17 protein-coding genes and 1 other RNA gene are annotated in these 19,936 nt (G+C 46.9%); 10 read left to right on the top strand and 8 right to left on the bottom strand.

Translation table 11 applies throughout. The features are described 5' to 3' along the window. Positions 1-783, top strand: a complete 783-nt coding sequence (locus BLR32_RS26280) for a carboxylesterase family protein (protein ID WP_089836253.1) — start codon at positions 1-3, stop codon at positions 781-783. Between the two features lie 182 nt (positions 784-965). Here BLR32_RS26280 and BLR32_RS26275 read toward each other — a convergent pair whose 3' ends face one another. The 3 genes from BLR32_RS26275 to BLR32_RS26265 form a co-directional block, all read right to left on the bottom strand. Beyond that, on the bottom strand, positions 966-1,403 hold the full coding sequence (locus tag BLR32_RS26275; RefSeq protein ID WP_089836251.1) for a nucleoside deaminase: 438 nt from the start codon (positions 1,401-1,403) through the stop codon (positions 966-968). Positions 1,404-1,508: 105 nt separating this feature from the next. Next, positions 1,509-2,762, bottom strand: coding sequence for a methionine adenosyltransferase (gene metK, locus BLR32_RS26270; RefSeq protein ID WP_089836250.1), 1,254 nt, complete (start codon positions 2,760-2,762; stop codon positions 1,509-1,511). Between the two features lie 177 nt (positions 2,763-2,939). Continuing rightward, entirely contained in the window at positions 2,940-3,758 is an 819-nt protein-coding gene (locus BLR32_RS26265; RefSeq protein ID WP_089836248.1) for a glycogen/starch synthase, read from the bottom strand. A 109-nt stretch (positions 3,759-3,867) separates the two neighbouring features. On the opposite strand from BLR32_RS26265, the gene panC reads away from it, so the two are divergent. The 9 genes from panC (at position 3,868) to BLR32_RS26220 (ending at position 15,469) form a co-directional block, all read left to right on the top strand. After that, positions 3,868-4,725: a pantoate--beta-alanine ligase gene (panC, locus tag BLR32_RS26260; protein ID WP_089836246.1), complete on the top strand. Its 858-nt coding sequence runs from the start codon at positions 3,868-3,870 to the stop codon at positions 4,723-4,725. A gap of 216 nt (positions 4,726-4,941) precedes the next feature. Further along, positions 4,942-5,286, top strand: coding sequence for an aspartate 1-decarboxylase (panD, locus tag BLR32_RS26255; protein ID WP_089836244.1), 345 nt, complete (start codon positions 4,942-4,944; stop codon positions 5,284-5,286). A 26-nt stretch (positions 5,287-5,312) separates the two neighbouring features. Continuing rightward, positions 5,313-6,329, top strand: a complete 1,017-nt coding sequence (locus BLR32_RS26250) for a lysylphosphatidylglycerol synthase transmembrane domain-containing protein (RefSeq protein ID WP_089836242.1) — start codon at positions 5,313-5,315, stop codon at positions 6,327-6,329. Between the two features lie 278 nt (positions 6,330-6,607). Further along, a complete protein-coding gene (ppk1, locus tag BLR32_RS26245; protein WP_089836240.1) occupies positions 6,608-8,713 on the top strand; it encodes a polyphosphate kinase 1 in 2,106 nt (701 codons plus the stop codon). Positions 8,714-8,795: 82 nt separating this feature from the next. Further along, positions 8,796-9,677 (top strand): Ppx/GppA phosphatase family protein, encoded by an 882-nt coding sequence (locus BLR32_RS26240; RefSeq protein WP_089836238.1) that lies wholly within the window; start codon positions 8,796-8,798, stop codon positions 9,675-9,677. Between the two features lie 62 nt (positions 9,678-9,739). Continuing rightward, positions 9,740-10,555, top strand: coding sequence for a 3-methyl-2-oxobutanoate hydroxymethyltransferase (gene panB, locus BLR32_RS26235; RefSeq protein WP_089836235.1), 816 nt, complete (start codon positions 9,740-9,742; stop codon positions 10,553-10,555). A 9-nt stretch (positions 10,556-10,564) separates the two neighbouring features. After that, positions 10,565-11,452 carry a DUF1338 domain-containing protein gene (locus BLR32_RS26230; RefSeq protein WP_089836233.1) on the top strand — a complete coding sequence of 296 codons (888 nt, stop codon included), beginning with the start codon at positions 10,565-10,567 and terminating at the stop codon, positions 11,450-11,452. 150 nt (positions 11,453-11,602) lie between these two features. Beyond that, positions 11,603-13,132, top strand: a complete 1,530-nt coding sequence (gene amaB / locus BLR32_RS26225) for an L-piperidine-6-carboxylate dehydrogenase (RefSeq protein WP_089836231.1) — start codon at positions 11,603-11,605, stop codon at positions 13,130-13,132. A 636-nt stretch (positions 13,133-13,768) separates the two neighbouring features. Then, positions 13,769-15,469, top strand: a complete 1,701-nt coding sequence (locus BLR32_RS26220; protein ID WP_218124255.1) for a S8 family peptidase — start codon at positions 13,769-13,771, stop codon at positions 15,467-15,469. Positions 15,470-15,625: 156 nt separating this feature from the next. Here BLR32_RS26220 and BLR32_RS26215 read toward each other — a convergent pair whose 3' ends face one another. From BLR32_RS26215 to BLR32_RS26195, 5 genes are all read right to left on the bottom strand, one after another. After that, a complete protein-coding gene (locus BLR32_RS26215; RefSeq protein ID WP_089836229.1) occupies positions 15,626-16,033 on the bottom strand; it encodes a DUF4870 domain-containing protein in 408 nt (135 codons plus the stop codon). 68 nt (positions 16,034-16,101) lie between these two features. Continuing rightward, positions 16,102-16,494: RNase P RNA component class A (gene rnpB / locus BLR32_RS26210), an RNA gene on the bottom strand. Between the two features lie 34 nt (positions 16,495-16,528). Then, a complete protein-coding gene (locus BLR32_RS26205) occupies positions 16,529-17,557 on the bottom strand; it encodes a Smr/MutS family protein (RefSeq protein ID WP_089836227.1) in 1,029 nt (342 codons plus the stop codon). A gap of 94 nt (positions 17,558-17,651) precedes the next feature. After that, positions 17,652-18,104, bottom strand: coding sequence for a DoxX family protein (locus BLR32_RS26200; RefSeq protein ID WP_089836225.1), 453 nt, complete (start codon positions 18,102-18,104; stop codon positions 17,652-17,654). A gap of 109 nt (positions 18,105-18,213) precedes the next feature. After that, on the bottom strand, positions 18,214-19,863 hold the full coding sequence (locus BLR32_RS26195) for an amino acid permease (protein WP_089836223.1): 1,650 nt from the start codon (positions 19,861-19,863) through the stop codon (positions 18,214-18,216). Positions 19,864-19,936: the final 73 nt, after the last annotated feature.

Here is a 19,936-nt window from a genome sequence, read left to right as displayed (position 1 = left end):
ATGAAAAAAGTATTACTTCTTGCGATGCTGTCTATCCCAGGTATCGCAGGCGCACCAGGTCTTCCGGACGCATTCAGGCAGATAATTGTCCCAACCGATCCATGGCATCAGGTGCCGGCATTACTACATGTTCCGCAGGGAAAACCTAAGGAGAAGTTTCCACTGATTATCTGTTTTCATGGAAAAAGCATCGCAGGTCACGACATTTCCAAACTGTTCAGGGAGGGTATTCCCCGTCAGATCAAAGAAGGCCGCAAGATAGAGGCGGTCGCCAAAACAGATGGCAAGCTCTATAAGTTCATGGTACTGGCGCCGCTGGCTGAAAGCTGGGGGATCAATCCACAACAACTGGAATTTATCCTGGATGATGTATTGAAGAAATACCCGGTTGACGCCGACCGCATTTATCTCACAGGCTACAGCGCAGGCGGATGGTGTACGCTGATGTCTATGACGGAAAGTAAACACCTGACCTCCCGTCTGGCAGCTACAGTGCCTATGTCGCCGGCGCCCCTGTACCCGGAAAATTACGGCAGGTTTAAACTCGTGTCAGATGCAGGACTCCATGCATGGTACTTTGCCGGCACTGCGGAGCCCCAATTCCTGGAGAACATCCTCCGTTGCATAGATAGTACCAACCACTATCAAAAAGGCCTTGTAAAGCTTACAAAACACGAAAAAGCACATACCGGCTGGCATGAGTTCTATGATCCTGCTTATAGGGACAGTACCGACAATTTGAGCATCTACGAATGGATGCTGCAATATAAGAGGAAGAATTAAGCCCCGGACAGGTTTACGGCGCTGCTTAAACGCTGGAGAAGCAGCATGGTTAGATATCAGCTGACAGCATACGCCTGCGACTTTACAATCGGGCCCTGAAGAAAAGAAATACTTTAACTGCTTATTGATAAACCGTCCACAAGCAACGAAAAGGACTGTCCCATACCGGGGCAGCTCCTTTTTTATTCACCTATATCCTCGTTCCAGAGCACCGGATGTTGCTGAATGAACGTCTGCATCATCTCAATACATTCTTTATCATTTTCCACTGTCAACTCCACATTACTGGCTTTCAGCAGTTCCTCCGCACCCATGAATGTCTGGTTCTCGCCAATCACCACCTTTGGGATACCGTATAGCAGTATAGCGCCCGTGCACATCGGGCAGGGCGATAAGGTTGTATACAGTACACACTCCCTGTAAGTGGCCGCTGGAAGCCGGCCGGCATTCTCCAGCGCATCCATCTCACCATGCAGGATAACACTGCCTTTCTGTACCCTGCGGTTGTGTCCACGACCAATGATCTCGCCTTTATGTACAAGCACAGATCCAATGGGGATGCCACCCTCGTTCAGGCCTTTTAAGGCCTCTTCTATGGCGGCTTTCATGAAGTTATCCATAATATGCTATCTTGATGATCAGGAAACAGGTGGATTCTAAATATAACAAAAAACCGCCTCACTGTACATGAGACGGTTCTTAAAATTATTTACCAGCGGATATTCTTACAATCCGAAAGCTGATTTTACTTTTTCAACATAATCCAGTTTCTCCCAGGTAAACAGCTCCACTTCTACTTTCTTCTCATTCTTTTTACCCTTGTTGAACACTTTGGTAACTACTCTGCTGTCGCGGCCCATGTGACCATAAGCAGCTGTATCGCTGTAGATAGGATTACGCAGTTTCAGACGCTGCTCGATAGCGTAAGGACGCAGGTCGAAGATCTCTTCTACCTTTCTTGCGATATCGCCATCGCTCATTTTTACCTTGGCAGTGCCACGCGTATCGATGAAGAGACCACAAGGTTTAGCCACACCGATTGCGTAGGATACCTGTACCAGCGCTTCATCGCAAAGACCTGCAGCTACCAGGTTTTTGGCAATGTGACGGGTAGCATAAGCCGCAGAACGGTCTACTTTGGAAGGATCTTTACCGGAGAATGCACCACCACCGTGAGCACCTTTACCACCGTAGGTATCAACGATGATCTTACGGCCAGTCAAGCCGGTATCACCGTGAGGACCACCGATCACGAACTTACCGGTTGGGTTGATATGATAAGTGATCTTGTCATTGAACAGTGCCTGTAATTCAGGTTTCAGCTGAGCCTTTACGCGCGGGATCAGGATGTTGATCATGTCACTCTTGATCTTCGCTAACATCTTGTCTTCAGAATCGAAATCATCGTGCTGTGTAGAAATAACGATGGTGTCAATACGAACAGGCCTGTTATCGTCAGAGTATTCGATCGTTACCTGTGACTTGGCATCAGGACGCAGGTAAGCAATCTCTTTATTTTCGCGGCGGATAGCAGCGAGTTCGATCAGCAGCTTGTGAGCGAGGTCCAGAGCCAGTGGCATATAGTTCTCAGTTTCGCGGGTGGCGTAACCGAACATCATACCCTGGTCGCCGGCGCCCTGTTCTTCAGGGTTCTTACGTTCAACGCCCTGGTTGATATCTGGTGACTGCTCATGAATAGCAGAGAAGATACCACAGGAGTTAGCTTCGAACATGTATTCGCTCTTAGTATACCCTATCTTACGGATTACCTCACGAGCAATTTCCTGCACATCCAGGTAAGCTTCAGATTTTACTTCACCGGCCAGTACCACCTGACCAGTTGTCACCAACGTTTCACACGCCACTTTTGATGTAGTATCATAAGCAAGGAAATGATCAATTAGTGCGTCGGATATCTGATCGGCCACTTTATCCGGATGGCCTTCGGAAACAGATTCTGAGGTAAATAAATAAGGCATAAAATAATTGAATTTCGCTTTTAGATTAGTATTTAAAGTACAATTTACCAACTTTTTGCATTTTGGTGGTATGCCTCATGGTAAACTGCGGCAAAAATAGGAAAATAGTTTGAGAATGAACTTTTCAGAGAATAAAAAAAGCCCCGTTCGGAACGAGGCTTTTCTGTAGAGAAAGAATTATTTTCCAAGTAGCTGCGTATACAGTTGCAGATAGTCTGCGAGATCTTCATTATCCTTTTTGTAAGGGAGAATGATCTTACCTTTTTCCGCTTTCAGCTCATCCACTACTTTCTTTTCTGTCTTTTCACCTGCCAGTACCACGGCATCGGCATATTTACCGGCACCTCTGTTCAGTGCACTGTTGGTACCTTCCTTATATAACTCCAGGTCTTTTTCTTTGATCTGGGTACTGATGGTAGCTTTCTTCACAAAGCCTGCGCCCAGTTTTTCCTTAAAGGAATTGGGCTCCATGGAATATACCACTTTGGAATGAGCGAATACCGGTTCTTTCTTGTAAGCAGTCTTCAGGTATAAAGGAATCAGTGAAGTCATCCATCCGCTACAGTGAATAATGTCCGGCGGCCAGCCAAACTTCTTTACTGTTTCCAGCGCTCCTTTACAGAAAAATACTGCACGGGCTGCATTATCGTCATAGAATTGCTCGTTTTCGTCCGTGAACAATGTCTTACGCTTGAAGTAATCTTCATTGTCCAGGAAATAAACCTGCAAACGGGCGTTGGGCAATGATGCCACCTTGATAATCAACGGATAATCGTCACCCTCTATCACAATGTTAATGCCAGACAGTCTTACCACCTCGTGTAACCGGTGCCTTCTTTCGTTGATAATGCCAAACCGGGGCATGATCACCCGCACTTCCAGCCCGGACTCATTGGACTTAATTGCCATTTTATTGACCATATTCGCATACTCTGTTAATTCCAGATAAGGCGACATTTCCTGAGCAATAAAAAGAATTCGTTTCTTTGTGGACATCTAATGCTGATATTAATGCAGTAATTTTTAATTTGGTTTGCAAAATTACGGATTTTTAACGGAAGAAAAGACAAATTGGCACTTTTAACATCCTTTTAAGCAATAAATTATGTATCTGTTCAAGCGGAAAGACGATCTCGAAAGGCACTTATCAACAGCACGGAAAGAGGGTAAACGTATTGGTTTTGTGCCAACTATGGGCGCATTGCATCAGGGCCATTTGTCCCTTATTGCAGCGGCAAAAGAAAACACCGACCTCGTCGTGTGCAGCATATTTGTCAATCCTACCCAGTTTAATGATCCCGCCGATTTTGAGAAATATCCCATTACAATAGACCAGGATATCCTTCAACTGACTGCCGCCGGCAACGATGTACTGTTTCTGCCATCTGTGCAGGAAATGTACCCAAAGGGCCTGGCTCCCGAAATGCACTATGACTTCGGCGAACTGGAAACAGTACTTGAAGGCGCCCACCGACCAGGTCACTTCCAGGGTGTAGGCCAGGTTGTACATAAACTGTTAGACCTGGTACAGCCTGACAAGCTCTTCATGGGACAAAAAGACTTTCAACAATGCCTGATAATCAACCGCCTGATCAAACTATTGCATTTAAACGTTGAGCTGGTTATCTGCCCTACCCTCCGTGAACAGGACGGTCTGGCCATGAGCAGCCGTAATCTACGCCTCAATCCAACAGAAAGACAAAACGCCCTGCACATCTCCCGTGCACTTTACTATATAAAAAACAACCTTACCCAGGCCCCACTCAAAGAAATAGCAGGCAAAGCTATTAACGAGCTGAAAGGCAACGGCTTCGATGTTGACTATCTCGACATGGTGTCCATAGCACCGGATGGTAACATCGATTTTCCGGCAGCTCCCGGTAAAGATCCGCTGTATGCAGTAGTAGCCGCCAGGGAGATCAGCAGTAATGTCAGGTTGATTGACAATATGCAGGTAAACTGATCAGCCGTTAAACAAATAACTTCTGCTGAATGCGCTAATTGCGGTGTTTGGGGAAACTACCATCAACAAACCATAATAGGACTCCGTAGGAGTCCCATTGTTTGTAGCGCGGGGTTTTTAACCCCGGGTAACCGCCAACACCACGGCGCGCCGTATTGTATTTTTTCCCTAATTTTGCCTTTACACCAGACCCACGGAAGTGGGATATTTTTTATCATGCACATTGAAGTACTGAAAAGTAAGATACATAGAGCAGTTATCACTGAAGCAAACTTACACTACGTAGGAAGTATTACTATTGACGAAGATCTGATGGACGCTGCTAACCTCATTGAATATGAAAAAGTTCAGGTAGTGAACGTCAATAACGGAGAACGCCTGGAGACCTATATCATCAAAGGAAAACGCGGTTCCGGTGTTGTTTGTATGAATGGCCCCGCTGCCCGCCTCTGCGCGGTTGGCGATACTGTTATTATCATCTCTTACGCTACTATGGACTTTGAGGAGGCTAAGAAGCATACTCCCATTGCCATATTCCCGAAAGAAAATAACAAATTGTAACCGCTGGATCCCAAAAGACTATTACTATGCCCAAATTTTTGAAGTTTATCTGCTTTTTAGCCATTGGGCTAGGATTAGTCTGGCTTGTTACGCATAATCTTACCGATAAGGAGAAAGACGATATCTTCAATTCGCTGGAGCATGCTAATTACTGGCTGCTGATCCCTGTTATCATAGTTGGTATTGCCAGTCACTGGTACCGGGCTGTCCGCTGGAAGCTCATTATGGAACCTATGGGCTACCATCCGGGTACACTCAATACATTCTTTGCCGTGATGGTAGGCTACCTGGCCAACCTGGCGGTGCCCCGTCTGGGAGAAGTGACCCGCTGCGGTATCGTAGCGCGTTATGAAAAGATCCCGGTAGATAAACTGGTAGGTACCATGATTGCGGAACGTGCGGTCGACATGCTGCTCCTGCTCATTCTCATGGTCATCACCGTCGTTATTCAGATAGACGTAATCGGTGGGCTGTTCGTTGCTGAAATCTGGCATCCGATTGAGAATAAGCTGGGTAGTGCAGGCAGCTCCCGTTCACTGATCATCATCGGCGCCCTGATAGTACTCATATTACTCACTTATATTGTTTTCCGCCTCATTGCCCGTTCTACCATTGGTATCAAGATCCGTGCGCTGGCGCATGGCGTATGGGACGGTATCCGCTCCATCGGTCAGATGGAAAAGAAAGGCTGGTTTATCTTCTACTCAATACTGATCTGGATGATGTACTTCGCCATGATGTACCTGGGCTTCTACTGTATGGAGGAAACCCGTTACCTGGGACTGAAGGCTGCCCTGGCAGTGCTCATCATCGGCAGTGTAGGGATGATCGTAACACCCGGCGGTACCGGCGCTTACCAGTTCCTCGTGCAAAGAACCCTCATGGTATATGGGGTACTCGATACCACAGCATATGCCTTCGGATGGATTGTTTGGTCCGCCCAAACCCTCCTGGTGCTGGTTGTTGGTCTGGGTAGCCTGATAGCCCTCCCCTTGTTAAACAAGGCACAAACACCATCGGAAAAAGCCAGCCAGACTGTCTGACACCTGCACTAATTACTTCCGGATCATGCCTCTATAAATGATATATACAACTATATCTACGGAAAATACCATAGATTATTATCTATGCGCTATTCTCTATCGCTTTTTAATTGCTTACCTTTAAGAATGCGTATCAGAAATTTAACATAAGATCTATTCCAAAAATCTGTATTGTTGTGATTAACAGTATTAGACCAGTATAACCACAACCGTTAAATACTCTTCAGATGCGATTGTCAAGCAGTGAGCCAATAGATCTAAACATACAAGTTCCGGCGATGGAAAAGAAAAGCAATAGCAAAAAGATTGTGCCGTTGAAGAAAGTCAAGATGATACCGCGGGATATCAGCTGGCTGGCATTTAATGCAAGAGTGTTACAGGAAGCAGCTGATAATACTGTCCCCCTCCATGAACGCATTCGTTTCCTTGGTATTTTCTCCAACAACCTCGACGAGTTTTTCCGTGTACGTGTTGCTACCCTTAAAAGGATGCTGCTGGTCGGCAAGTCCACCCGTATGCATATGGAAGAAAACCCCGACGAGATCCTGGACGATATACAGAGTATGGTGATAGACCAGCAACGGGAGTTTGACCGTATATGGGAAGGCATTGAAGACGAACTGAAAAGCCAGAAGATCTTCATCCGCACCGAAAAACACCTGAATAAAGATCAGCAGAAATTCGTACTCAACTACTTCAATGAGGAAGTACGTACCAATATTATCCCTTTGATGATCGAGAGTATACAACACTTTCCGTTCCTCAGGGATAAATCCATCTATCTGGCGGTTGTACTGGCCAGGCAGGATAACTCTGTCAGACAGAAGTTTGCACTGATAGAGATCCCTACCTCCATCCTGCCCCGTTTCATCATCCTGCCTTCCAAAGAAGGTGAAGAGGATATTATCCTGCTGGAAGACGTGATCCGTTTCTGTCTGCCGCATATCTTCTCCTACTTCGGTTTCGACAAATTCACGGCACATATCATCAAGGTAACAAGAGACGCGGAACTGGATATTGACAATGATATCTCCACCAGCCTTATTCACCAGATCGAAAAAGGTCTGAAAGACCGTCGCAAAGGGAAACCGGTACGGTTTGTATACGATAAGGACATTGATCCGCTGCTGCTGGAATACCTGATGCGCCGCCTGGGGCTGTCCGGTAAGGACAACCTCATTCCGGGAGCCCGTATCCATAACTTCAAGGACTTTATGGATTTCCCTACCAGCGTATTCAGGGAAAGGTCACATCCGGCACGTAAGAGCTTCATTCATCCATTGTTAGCCAACGCTTCCAGTGTGATGCATGTGATACAGCTGCAGGATGTGATGCTGCATTTCCCCTATCACTCTTTCGATACCATCATAGATCTGCTCAGGGAAGCTGCCATCGATCCTAATGTAACCAGCATTAAGATCACGGCTTACAGGCTGGCGCGCAACTCCAAGATCATCAATGCCCTGGTAAACGCAGTGCGCAATGGTAAACAGGTAACCGTAGCACTGGAACTAAGAGCCCGTTTCAATGAGGCCGATAACCTGGAATGGAAGACCCGCCTGGAAGATGAAGGCGTAAAAGTGCTGATCGGCATTCCGGGTCTGAAAGTTCATGCCAAATTGTGTGTCATCAAGAAACGTATCGGTACCAAGACTGTGCAATGCGGCTTTGTGAGCACGGGTAACCTGAACGAGAAAACCGCCAGGGTATACGGTGACCACTGCCTATTGACCGCCAACAGGAATATTATGGCTGATATCAACCGCGTTTTCGCTTACCTGGAGAACAGCAAACATGATATCAAAATGCTGGAGGCATGCCATACATTGCCGGTAAGTCCTTACAGCATGCGTCCTTTCTTTATACGCCAGGTGGAAAAAGAGATCAAGAATGCCCGTCATAAGAAAGGCGGCTCCATGATCATCAAAATGAACTCCCTCTCTGATCCTGAAATGATCAATCTTTTATATGAAGGCGCCAAAGAAGGTGTGGACATTAAGATGATCATCCGTGGTATCTGCTGCGCCTATACGGAGAACAAGAAATGGAAAAAGGATATCACGGCAGTCAGCATTGTGGACGAATATCTGGAGCATGCCCGTGTATTTGTGTTTGGGAAGGAGGGACAGGAAAAGGTATACATCGCTTCCTGCGACTGGATGCTGCGTAACCTTGATTATCGCGTAGAAGTGGCGATACCTATTACAGATCCGGATATACAGCAGGAGTTGAAAGATATCCTGGCCATACAGCTCAGCGGCAATGTCAAAGCCCGCATACTGGACAACGATCAGAAAAACGAATATAAACGTGACAGCGGCAAGAAGATCCGGTCACAGATAGAGATTTTTAAATATCTCCACGAGAAACAATATAATAGTTAATAGTAAGACATTGTATCAGGAATCAGGATTTGATCATCGATTAATTCCTGATTCCTGATTCTAATTATATACATTTGCGCCCATGAAGCTTGCTGCCATTGATATCGGGTCCAACGCTGCCAGGCTGCTCATCTCTGAAGCATCTCCCAACAGCCAGGGCCGGATGGATTTTACCAAAGTAAACCTGGTCAGGGTGCCTTTACGCCTGGGTCTTGATGTTTTCTCAGAAGGCGCTATCTCTGAGAAAAGGGCCGATCATCTCCTGAAAACTATTAAAGCATATAAACTACTGCTGGAAGTATATGAGGTGAAGTATCTGAAAGCCTGCGCCACTTCGGCCATGCGCGATGCTTCCAACTCTGCACAGATATTACAGTATGTAAGACAGCACACCGGTATCGATATCAGCGTCATCTCCGGGCAGGAAGAAGCCTCCTACCTGTATGAAAGCCACATCGCGGAGAATCTCGACAAGACCCGCTCCTACATGTACATTGATGTGGGCGGTGGTAGTACAGAAGTCACACTATTCAGTAATAACAGCCTGAGATATAAAGAGTCCTTCAATATCGGCACCATCCGCCTGATGCAGAACCAGGTAAGGGATGATCAGTGGCAGTATATGAAGGATACCATCAAAGCCCGCCTCCGGGGCATCAACAATGTCACCGCTATCGGTTCCGGCGGTAACATCAACAAGATCTTCTCCCTTTCCAAGCGTAAGGAAGGTAAACCGCTTACGCTGGAAGTGCTGAAAGACTACTACAAGGAATTCAATAGCTTCACTGTCGAAGAACGTATCCACCTCTATAATCTCCGGGAAGACCGTGCCGATGTAATCGTTCCTGCCCTTCAGATCTATATCAACATCATGCGCTGGGCCGATGCCGAGGAAATATTTGTACCCAAGATCGGTCTTGCAGATGGTCTTATCCAGTCACTCTATGCGGAGATAAGCCGGTAATTTCCAAATATTGGTTACCTTACGCGCGCTTTTACACTTATCACATATAATCTGTCAACAGGATGTCTACGCACAAAGAAGTTAAACGGATAACGACACATATACTGCAGAAAATGAAGGACGACGGAGAGAAGATCTCCATGATCACAGCTTATGATTATTCCATGGCCCGCATTTTTGACGATGCAGGTATGGATATCCTGCTGGTAGGCGATTCTGCATCCAATGTGATGGCTGGCTTTGAAACAACGCTCCCCATAACGCTCGACCAGATGATCTATCACGGCGCGTCTGTGGTAAGAGCTATTAAACGGGCCTTTGTAGTGGTTGATCTTCCTTTTGGTACTTACCAGGGCAACTCCAAGGAAGCACTGGCATCTACCATCCGTATTATGAAAGAAACCAGCGCCCATGGCGTGAAGATAGAAGGTGGTGAAGAGGTCATTGAATCTGTAAAACGAATCATCTCTGCCGGTGTGCCGGTAATGGGCCACCTGGGACTAACCCCCCAGTCCATCAATAAGTTTGGCACCTATACAGTCAGAGCTACTGAAGAAGCCGAAGCCCAGAAACTGATCAACGATGCCCGTCTGCTCCAGGAAGCAGGTTGTTTTGCCATTGTACTGGAAAAGATCCCGGCACAGCTGGGTAAACAGGTATCAGAAGCATTGCGGATACCAACCATAGGTATCGGCGCCGGCAAGTATGTTGACGGACAGGTACTGGTAATGCACGACATGCTGGGGATTAATAAAGACTTTAAACCACGTTTCCTGCGCCGCTATCTCAATTTATATGACGAAATTTACAAGGCATCGCAACAATATATCCACGATGTGAAAGCCAAAGACTTTCCGAACGATAGCGAACAATATTAAAATTGTTTTATGTTAGACTATGTTCTTAGCGGTCTGATGCAACGTTACCAGGACCGCGTTCCTGACGTTGCAGCGATCATAGCCGCAATGATCTCTGAGAATCTGATTGGAGTTCCGGAAGACATTGAAAACGACCATATTGCCTTCCGTACAATCGGTGTACCCGAGCTTGGGATACAATCCCTGGAAAAGATCTTCCTCCACTACGGTTACACCCGGAGGGATGCCTACCATTTCAAGGAAAAGAAGCTGGACGCTTACTGGTACGCACCGCCACTGCCCAACTATCCCCGTATTTTCATCAGCGAGCTGAGGGTACAGGACCTGAGTACGGCAGCCCAGCAGATCATCACCAGTTATACCAACGAGGTACTGGTAGATCCTGTCAGCAATCTTGACCTGAACGACGGACCGGCAGTAGATGCCTTCCTGCACAGTGCACTCTGGCGCACGCCTACCCTGCAGGATTATGAAGCGCTGGCAGCTGAAAGTGAATATGCAGCCTGGGTGATCTACAACCGGTATTACCTGAACCATTTCACCATCAGCGTACAGAACCTGCCTGCCGGTTACAATACTGTAGCCGACTTCAATAACTTCCTTGAAAAAGAAGGATTTATACTGAATAATGCCGGTGGCAAGATCAAGGTAAGCCCTGATGGCATGCTCTTACAGAGCAGCACCGTCGCTAAAATGATCCCGGCTACCTTTGCCGGCAACGAAGTACATAAAATAGCAGGTTCCTACGTGGAATTTGCAGAACGGAAGGTATTGCCGCAGTTTGCAGATCTTCCGGCCGACAAGATCACCCGCGCACACCGCAGGGAGGGTTTTGAGGCAGGTAATGCGGACCGTATCTTCGAAAGCACTTACAGTTCACAAACGAATAAGCAATAATCACGACGCCGGAACTACAGGGAGATGCGATCATCCTGTTGTTCCGGTAACCGGTTTCCCGGAAGCCGATGGTATTCACAGGACAACCGGATGCGTTAACTCATACATACATCAAAACAGCCGTGACCCACACGGTACAAACAGCACAAGATGATCCAGGACATTCTGCAGCAACTGCATATCAGCAACGTAAATAGCGGCGTCAGCACAGGCACTACCTGGCTGGATGCCAAAGGAGAAACTATTCAGGCCTCTTCCCCGGTAGACGGGAAAGATATTGCCACTGTCAAAGCGGCCAACCGTGCAGATTATGACGCGGTGATTGAAAAAGCACAGGAAGCATTTAAGGAATGGCGTTTATGGCCTGCTCCCCGCCGTGGCGAGATAGTGCGTCAGATGGGTGAGGCTCTCCGGAAAAATAAGGAGGCGCTGGGTAAACTGGTGTCTTACGAAATGGGAAAAAGCCTGCAGGAAGGTTATGGAGAGGTGCAGGAAATGATTGACATCTGCGACTTTGCCGTAGGTCTCTCCCGCCAGTTGCATGGGCTAAGTATGCACTCCGAACGTCCGGGTCACAGGATGTATGAGCAATGGCATCCGCTGGGCGTTACAGGCATCATTTCGGCCTTTAATTTCCCTGTTGCAGTGTGGAGCTGGAATGCTATGCTTGCATGGGTTTGCGGCGACGTATGCGTCTGGAAACCATCAGAAAAGACACCTTTGTCAGCTATTGCCTGTCAGCAGATCGTACAGGACGTACTGAAAGCGAATAAAGTACCGGAAGGTGTTTGTTGCCTGGTAACAGGAGGCCGTGAAGTAGGTGAATGGATGGCAGCCGATACCCGTATTCCATTGATCTCTGCTACCGGTTCTACCCGTATGGGTAAAGCGGTAGGCAGCGTGGTGGGCGCCCGTCTGGGACGCGCCCTGCTGGAACTGGGGGGTAACAATGCCATCATCATCACAGCCAATGCAGACCTGGACATGTCCCTCATCGGCTGTGTATTCGGAGCGGTAGGCACTGCCGGCCAGCGTTGTACCAGCACCAGGAGACTGATCATCCATGAGAGCGTATATGATGCCTTTACACAAAAACTGGTAAAAGCTTACCAGCAGCTGCGCATTGGCAATCCGCTGGACGAACATAACCACGTAGGCCCATTGATCGATAAAGACGCGGTACACCTGTACCAGGAATCCATCGAAAAAGTAAAGGCGCAAGGAGGTACCTTCCTGGTAGAAGGAGGCGTGCTAAGCGGCGACGCATATGCTTCCGGCTGTTACGTAAAGCCTTGTATCGCGGCTGTGGAGAACAGTTACGCCATCGTACAGCATGAAACCTTCGCTCCCATCCTGTATGTGATGAAATACAAAAACATGGAGGATGCGATCGCTATGCAGAATGGCGTGCCACAGGGATTATCCTCTGCTATTATGACGCTGAACCTGCGCGAGGCAGAATTGTTCCTGTCACAGGCGGGCTCTGACTGCGGTATCGCCAATGTCAACATTGGTACTTCAGGAGCAGAGATTGGAGGTGCATTCGGCGGAGAAAAAGAAACCGGCGGTGGCAGGGAAAGTGGCTCAGACGCATGGAAGAACTATATGCGCAGGCAGACAAATACGATCAATTACTCCACACAGTTACCACTGGCCCAGGGTATTAAATTCGATCTGTAAAAATTTTTATTCCTAACACAATAACAGGAATAATAGTCCGTTTAATATGCGGATAACTTTTAAACTGATATTAACTGCAATATATAATTAGCTTGTAGGAGCAGTACCTTTCTTCACATAGCATGTGAGCGAACAATATAGATCAAAAAAGAATAGCGAGGTTAGAGAACCTCGCTTTTTCGTTAAACGGAAACCATGCTTATGAGAAAAGTAATCATAACTTTTGGGAAAGTTATCAAGTACTCTTCCAGCTCTAAATATTACACTTTTTTCCGGAATTTCATATTCTACTTTTGTGGTATTTGCAACTATTTTTTGACGAACGGTTATTTTCGAAGGCTGATATCAATGCAGTAGCGACTTCTGTGGCAACACTCTTCCTCCTCTTCAAAAGAAAATTTCGCTCATATTCATTTAATTGTTAAATTAACAGTAAATGAACGAATACAATTAGGTTACAGGTACTCCTATTATAGCGGCAAGTTGTTACGTGAACGGCTATCCAGGCAATCAGCTATTGGCATATCTAATTAGCTCGCTCATCATTTAACGCAGGGTGATTCCCCTACATTTTGCGTACCTTTACCTTAATTTGGTTTTTGATTTTGTAAAGCTTATAGAGAAAAAAACAGACTGATGAAATCTAACAGAGCTATGGCAGTCATGGCTGGTGGTGTGTTGTGGATGACTGCTTTGACCGCTAACCCGTCTTATGCCCAATCTTCAGCAACTCCCAGGAACTGGCACCTACTGAACTATGCGCAGGATAGTGTGTATGGAACCGGCGTTGAAAAAGCATATGCAGAACTCCTGAAAGGGAAGAAAAGCAGCCCTATACTGGTAGCAGTGATAGATTCCGGTATTGACACGCTTCATGAAGATTTGAAATCTGTTCTTTGGGTAAACCCCAAAGAGATTCCCGGCAACGGTATTGATGATGATGGAAATGGCTATATCGACGACGTCCACGGGTGGAACTTCCTCGGTGGCAAAGATGGCCGTAGTGTAAAGGAAGACAGCGACGAAGCGACCCGTGAATATTACCGCATTAAGAGCCTTTACGGCAATCCCGACTCAGCGCTCGATAAACAATCCAAAGAATATAGCTACTGGCAGAAACTGCAGGGTAAGGTATCCAGACCTTCCGGTGAAAGCAAGGTGACCTACAAAACCATGCTTAAACTACAGGAGAGCCTGCGTAAATGCGAGACACTCATTACCGGTTACCTCCACCAGAATGACTTCAACGCCGCAAAACTGGACAGCATACAAACCCCTGACCAGGATGTAATGGTAGCGAAGAAATTCCTTTTACGCATCTTCGAGAATACCGGCGAAGCAAACCTCAGCTACTCCGAACTGAAGTCAGAGTTTGAGGAATACCTGGCAGATCTGAAAAAGAAAGCAGAGCAGGCTGATAACGATGCTCCTGTCGATAAACGTGCCGATATCATTGGCGATAACGTGAACGACATCAACGATAAATACTACGGTAACAACGACGTGATGGGACAATTCGGTTTCCATGGTACACACGTTTCCGGTATCATCGCTGCTGTAAGGAACAATGACATTGGTATTGACGGTATCAATAACAATGTACGCATCATGATGGTGAAAGCCGTTCCTGATGGTGATGAACGCGATAAAGACGTGGCCCTGGCTATCCGTTATGCGGTAGACAATGGCGCACGTGTGGTGAATATGAGCTTTGGCAAAGGCTTCTCCCCTCATAAAGAATGGGTAGATGCTGCTGTCAAATATGCGGAAGAAAAAGGTGTATTACTCGTGCATGCTGCAGGTAATGATGGCAGTAACAATGATGAAGTGGACAACTTCCCGAATCCTGATTTTGCAGATCATTCTGCGAGAGCAAATAACTACATTACTGTTGGCGCCAGCGGTAGCGGCAAAAACGGTAAAGTAGCCAGCTTCTCCAACTATGGTAAGAAGAATGTAGACATCTTCGCACCTGGTGTACAGATCTATTCTACCGTACCTGGTGGCAATAAATATGGCAATGCCAGCGGTACCAGTATGGCGGCTCCCGTAGTAGCAGGTGTAGCAGCGCTGGTGCTCTCCTACCATCCAAATCTTACTGCACAACAGTTAAAGTATATCCTGATGAAATCAGCGACACCTTTACCTGACGGCACTACGGAAGTGACTAAACCGGGATCACCAGATGTGAAGATCCCGTTTGCGGAATTGTCTATTTCAGGTGGTCTTGTTAATGCCTACGAAGCATTAAAACTGGCGGATAGCATGGATGCGCATAAAGATGTGAAAGAGAAGAAAAAGAAGAAGGCGAAGCTGGAACCCGTTAAGAAAGGCTAAACATCCACCTACGAATAAACATAACACAATTAACAAAACATAATAGGACTCCGCCAGGAGTCCTTTTGTTTGTAGCCCGGGGTGCAACCCCGGAGACGTAATATCCCGTCCGCCATTTTATCACATTTAGTTATACAGGTATTGCAGATACATTTATCACTTCACCAGCCTCCAGCTCAGCGGATACCTGTACAACACACCATTATGCGCCTTCGTAGCCGCGATAATAGAGAATATAATATTCACCAGGTAAACGATCCCGCGTGTACCATGGAAGAGAGAAATGTCTGTTATATCCCAATAATGAAAACCAGGTCTGCCCCAGGCCCAGTCCCAGTGATTGATCATACCGATCAGGTTAAGGGCCACGTTCACGATACTCAATGTGATCTGGAAGTTCAGCGCTTCCTTTCCTGTTTGATTCAGAAACTCCGACTCATTGCGTTTCACCAGCCAGAGGACCAGTGCAACGATGATATTGCCTGCCGGGGGAATGAACAGCATACCGGCAAGACCACCCAGGTGCATGGCGAGCGCCCAGTTTCTTTCTTCTTGTTGTTGCATAGAGATTATTGGTTTCGGGTTATGTTTTAAGGGGTATTTCCGTTGGTTGATAAGCTACGAGCTAAAAAGAAAACTACAAACCTGTAAGCCGGATTCTGTTCCGCCTTGCGGCGGATGCTATCATTTATCTTCGATGCCGTTCACACGACACCTGTATCTGCCTACCCTCGGTCATTGGACGAGCAGCCCTTAAGCGACCGTATACATGGCATTTCAGCACGCAAGGTTTACCCTCCAGGTCTGTTACCATACCCAGACGTGGGCTCTTACCCCACATTTTCACCCTTACCTGATACCGCTTGCGCGGAATAAGGCGGTCATTTTCTGTGGCACTATCTGTGCCATTCTTCGCTCTTTTAACGGAGAAAAGAACAGCCCCACCCGTTAGGTGGTGCGTTGCTCTATGCTGTCCGGACTTTCCTCATCCTCCTTTCGGCGGAAGCGATAGCACGGTTTGTAGTTTCTGCAAATGTAATAGAAAAGACGGCATCTGAATTAGTGCCGGAAAAATATCTCCGTAGCGCCATAGCCATAGCGGGGGTGATATTCATTGATAAACCGCTCCACTTCAGGCGTATCCCGCAGAATAGCGTGGATCTCATCCTTCAGCTTGCCCTTTCCTACGCCATGAATGACGATCATACTGTGCTGGTGATGCGCAATGGCCAGTTCCAGGTAGTGTACAAATTCATTCAGCTGTATGGCCAGTATCTCAATATTCTTGAGCCCGCGCCATTCTTTTACCAGCATTTCTATATGCAGGTCCAGTTCATATTTAGGCTGCTGCGGCGGCTCCGGTGCTGCGGGAGTTGCAGGTGTACTGCCTGCTGACAGTGAACCTATGCTGCTGGCATCGAAATAGGGCTTATCATTTTTACTCTTCTCCGGATATTTCTCAAACAGCACCTGACTGAGGGTCGCATCCCTCCGGGCCTGCAACTCGGAGAGCTGGAGGAAAAGCTGTTTTACCTTCGGCTTCCATGTTTTCGGGAAGGAAGGCGCCAGTTTATCATTTTTCTCTTTCGGGAAGAAAACGAACTCCAGCCTGGGACTGTCGTTCAATGATTCAAACAACAGGTCTGACAGGTAGAAATTGCTGAATGGCTGGATCTCATTCCGGATCTCCATTTCCATACTGTTCCGTAACCATACCTGGAAGTTAAAACGGTAGGCTTCGCTGGTCTCATTCAGCAGATGAAATTTGAGCGACTGGACATGCTCTTCATAAGCGTCCATCCTGAAGACGGGCAATATGGAAAGGAACATCCCTTTGCTCATGCGAATATTATCCTCATATTTCTTCTTCTCCGGCTTGATATCATAGCCCTGGATCCGCTGTGGCGGAGGAGTTGGCTTAGGCGTGGTAAAACGATGAAAATACGGGAAATCTATCTGGTCAAGATACACCGGAAAGGTGACCTTGCCCACCTCTACCATTACCATGTCGGCATTGATAATGTCGACAACTGTCCCTTCTTCTTTGGAATGTAGCAGCAATATTTTATCGCCAATCTCAAACTTCATACTTGCAGGCCCGCGATAGAAAATACAGTTTTAACGTGAACTGCCAATACAAAGCAGTCCGCATCGCGGATGGCAAAGGTAAGACAATTATTCCTCAAGCCGGATGGCGGCGCATATAATCGTCAAAGGACATGGGGCCGCTGCCTTCCACCAGGAAGAATACCAGAAGCAGCAGAACAAGGATAGAAAGGCCGGTCTCTGCATGTACATTGAATATTCCTGTAGCATTAACTGCCATAGAAGTATGTACAAAGAAGATTGCGCCTAAAAGGATTGGAATCTGAGCCAGAATGGCCACACGTGTAAGTAAACCGAAAACGATAAGAAGACCTCCGAGCAAGTGAGCAAAGACAATGTAGTGAGCAAGCCAGAAAGACATTACTGTGAGAAACGGGCTTTGGTCGATCACAGATTTGAGCACATCGATATTTTGTATGAAAACCACCCCTTTGTAGAATAAAAATACACCTAACAGGACACGGATGCCATCAAGCCAGCGGGGATGATGGCGTTCGCCCCAACGGTCGATTCGTTGTAGCAGATTCATAACACATGATTTTAATGATCAAAGAGCTTAACCGAATATACGAAATAAAGTTGACCGTAGCAACATTTAACTTGACGGAAGCAATGAATGATCTAAAATCTTGATTTTCTTACGCTTGTGCCAGCTTACTTCTTCTATAACCGTAACAGAAATAGATAGTCAGGCCTATCAGCAACCAGATGAAAAATACCACCCAGTTCCTGAAGCCAATTTCCGTCATCAGGTAGAAACAGCTCAGCAAACCCAATACAGGGATCAACGACAGCTTTTTAACGAAGGAAAGTATGGTGAAGATCAATGCCGCCACCACGAAGAAGAAGAAAGGAATATTGTGTTTCCACACTTCCCAGCCGCCTGCAAATGAAAAGCGCTGCGGCAATTCATTGCGGAACAGATAGGCAAAGAGTATGACAATAACAGGTACGATGAACTGCCCGTTAATGTACGGCAGCCTGAAACGCTTGGAATGAGGGTTCTTCTCCTGCGGTGGCAGTAGCAGCACCCCGCCACATACCAGGATAAAGGCAAACAGGGTACCTATACTGGTCAGGTCAGTCACAATGGTCAGGTTCAGGAACAGGGCCGGAATACCCACCAGGAAACCCGTTACGATCGTAGCAAATGAAGGCGTTTTAAACCTCGGATGAATGGTACTGAATTTCCTCGGCAGCAAACCGTCCCGGCTCATGCTCATCCAGATACGGGGCTGCCCGATCTGGAATACCAGCAACACACTGGTAGTAGCAATTACCGCACTTACTGATATCAGGAAGCTCACTTTAGGCAGGTTTACCGCATTGAATACGAACGCCAGCGGATCATCTACCTTCAGCTGAGAGTACGACACCATTCCCGTCAACACAAAGGCAATCAGCACATATAACACCGTACAGATGATCAGTGAATAGATCATCCCTTTAGGCAGATCGCGCTGCGGATTGGAACATTCTTCCGCCGTAGTACTGATAGCATCAAAACCGATATAGGCAAAGAACACCGCAGATACACCCTTTAATACGCCTGAAAACCCGTTAGGCATAAAAGGACTCCAATTGTCGACATTCACATAAAAGGCGCCCACCACAATTACAAAAAGGATCACCAGTATTTTGAGGCCCACCATGAAATTGGCGCTCTTTTTACTTTCCCGGATGCCCACATAGGCCAGGTAAGTAACCAGGACCACAATAATAAATGCCGGCAGGTTCAGGATGATCGGAATACCCGCAATATGCGGCGCTGCAGCATACAATTCAGGCGATGCACTATCATAGTTGCTGGTCAGCCAGCCAGGAAATGACAGGTTCACCCCAATAGCATTCCCAATACCAGCCAGCAGGTTATTGAAATACCCGCTCCAGGAAATGGCCACTGCTATATTCCCAATGGCATATTCAAGGATCAATGCCCACCCGATCACCCAGGCGGCCAGTTCCCCGAAAGTCACATAGGAATAAGTATAAGCACTGCCGGATACCGGTACACGGGATGCAAACTCCGCATAACAAAGTGCAGAAAACCCGCAGGTAATGGCAGTAATAACAAAAAGTAAGGAAACACCGGGACCTCCATGATAAGAGGCTTCCCCGATGGTAGAGAAGATACCCGCGCCGATCACAGCGGCAATACCTAATGCGGTCAGATCCCGCACCCGTAACACTTTATTTAATTCCCCTCCCCCGTGCGCATCCGACAAACCATCTTGACTATCTTTCAGAATACTGACAATAGATTTCTTACGAAAAAGCGATTTGGACATGCAGGTATTTTGGTTACAGGTTTAGCTAATGCGCGAATATATATAAATTAACCGATACACAAATTTGGAGGGA

Origin of the sequence: Chitinophaga filiformis, assembly GCF_900102545.1 — a bacterium.
Classification (GTDB): Bacteria; Bacteroidota; Bacteroidia; order Chitinophagales; family Chitinophagaceae; genus Chitinophaga; species Chitinophaga filiformis.
The sequence above is the reverse complement of the archived record's forward strand: the minus strand, read 5'-3'. Positions and strand labels throughout refer to the sequence as shown.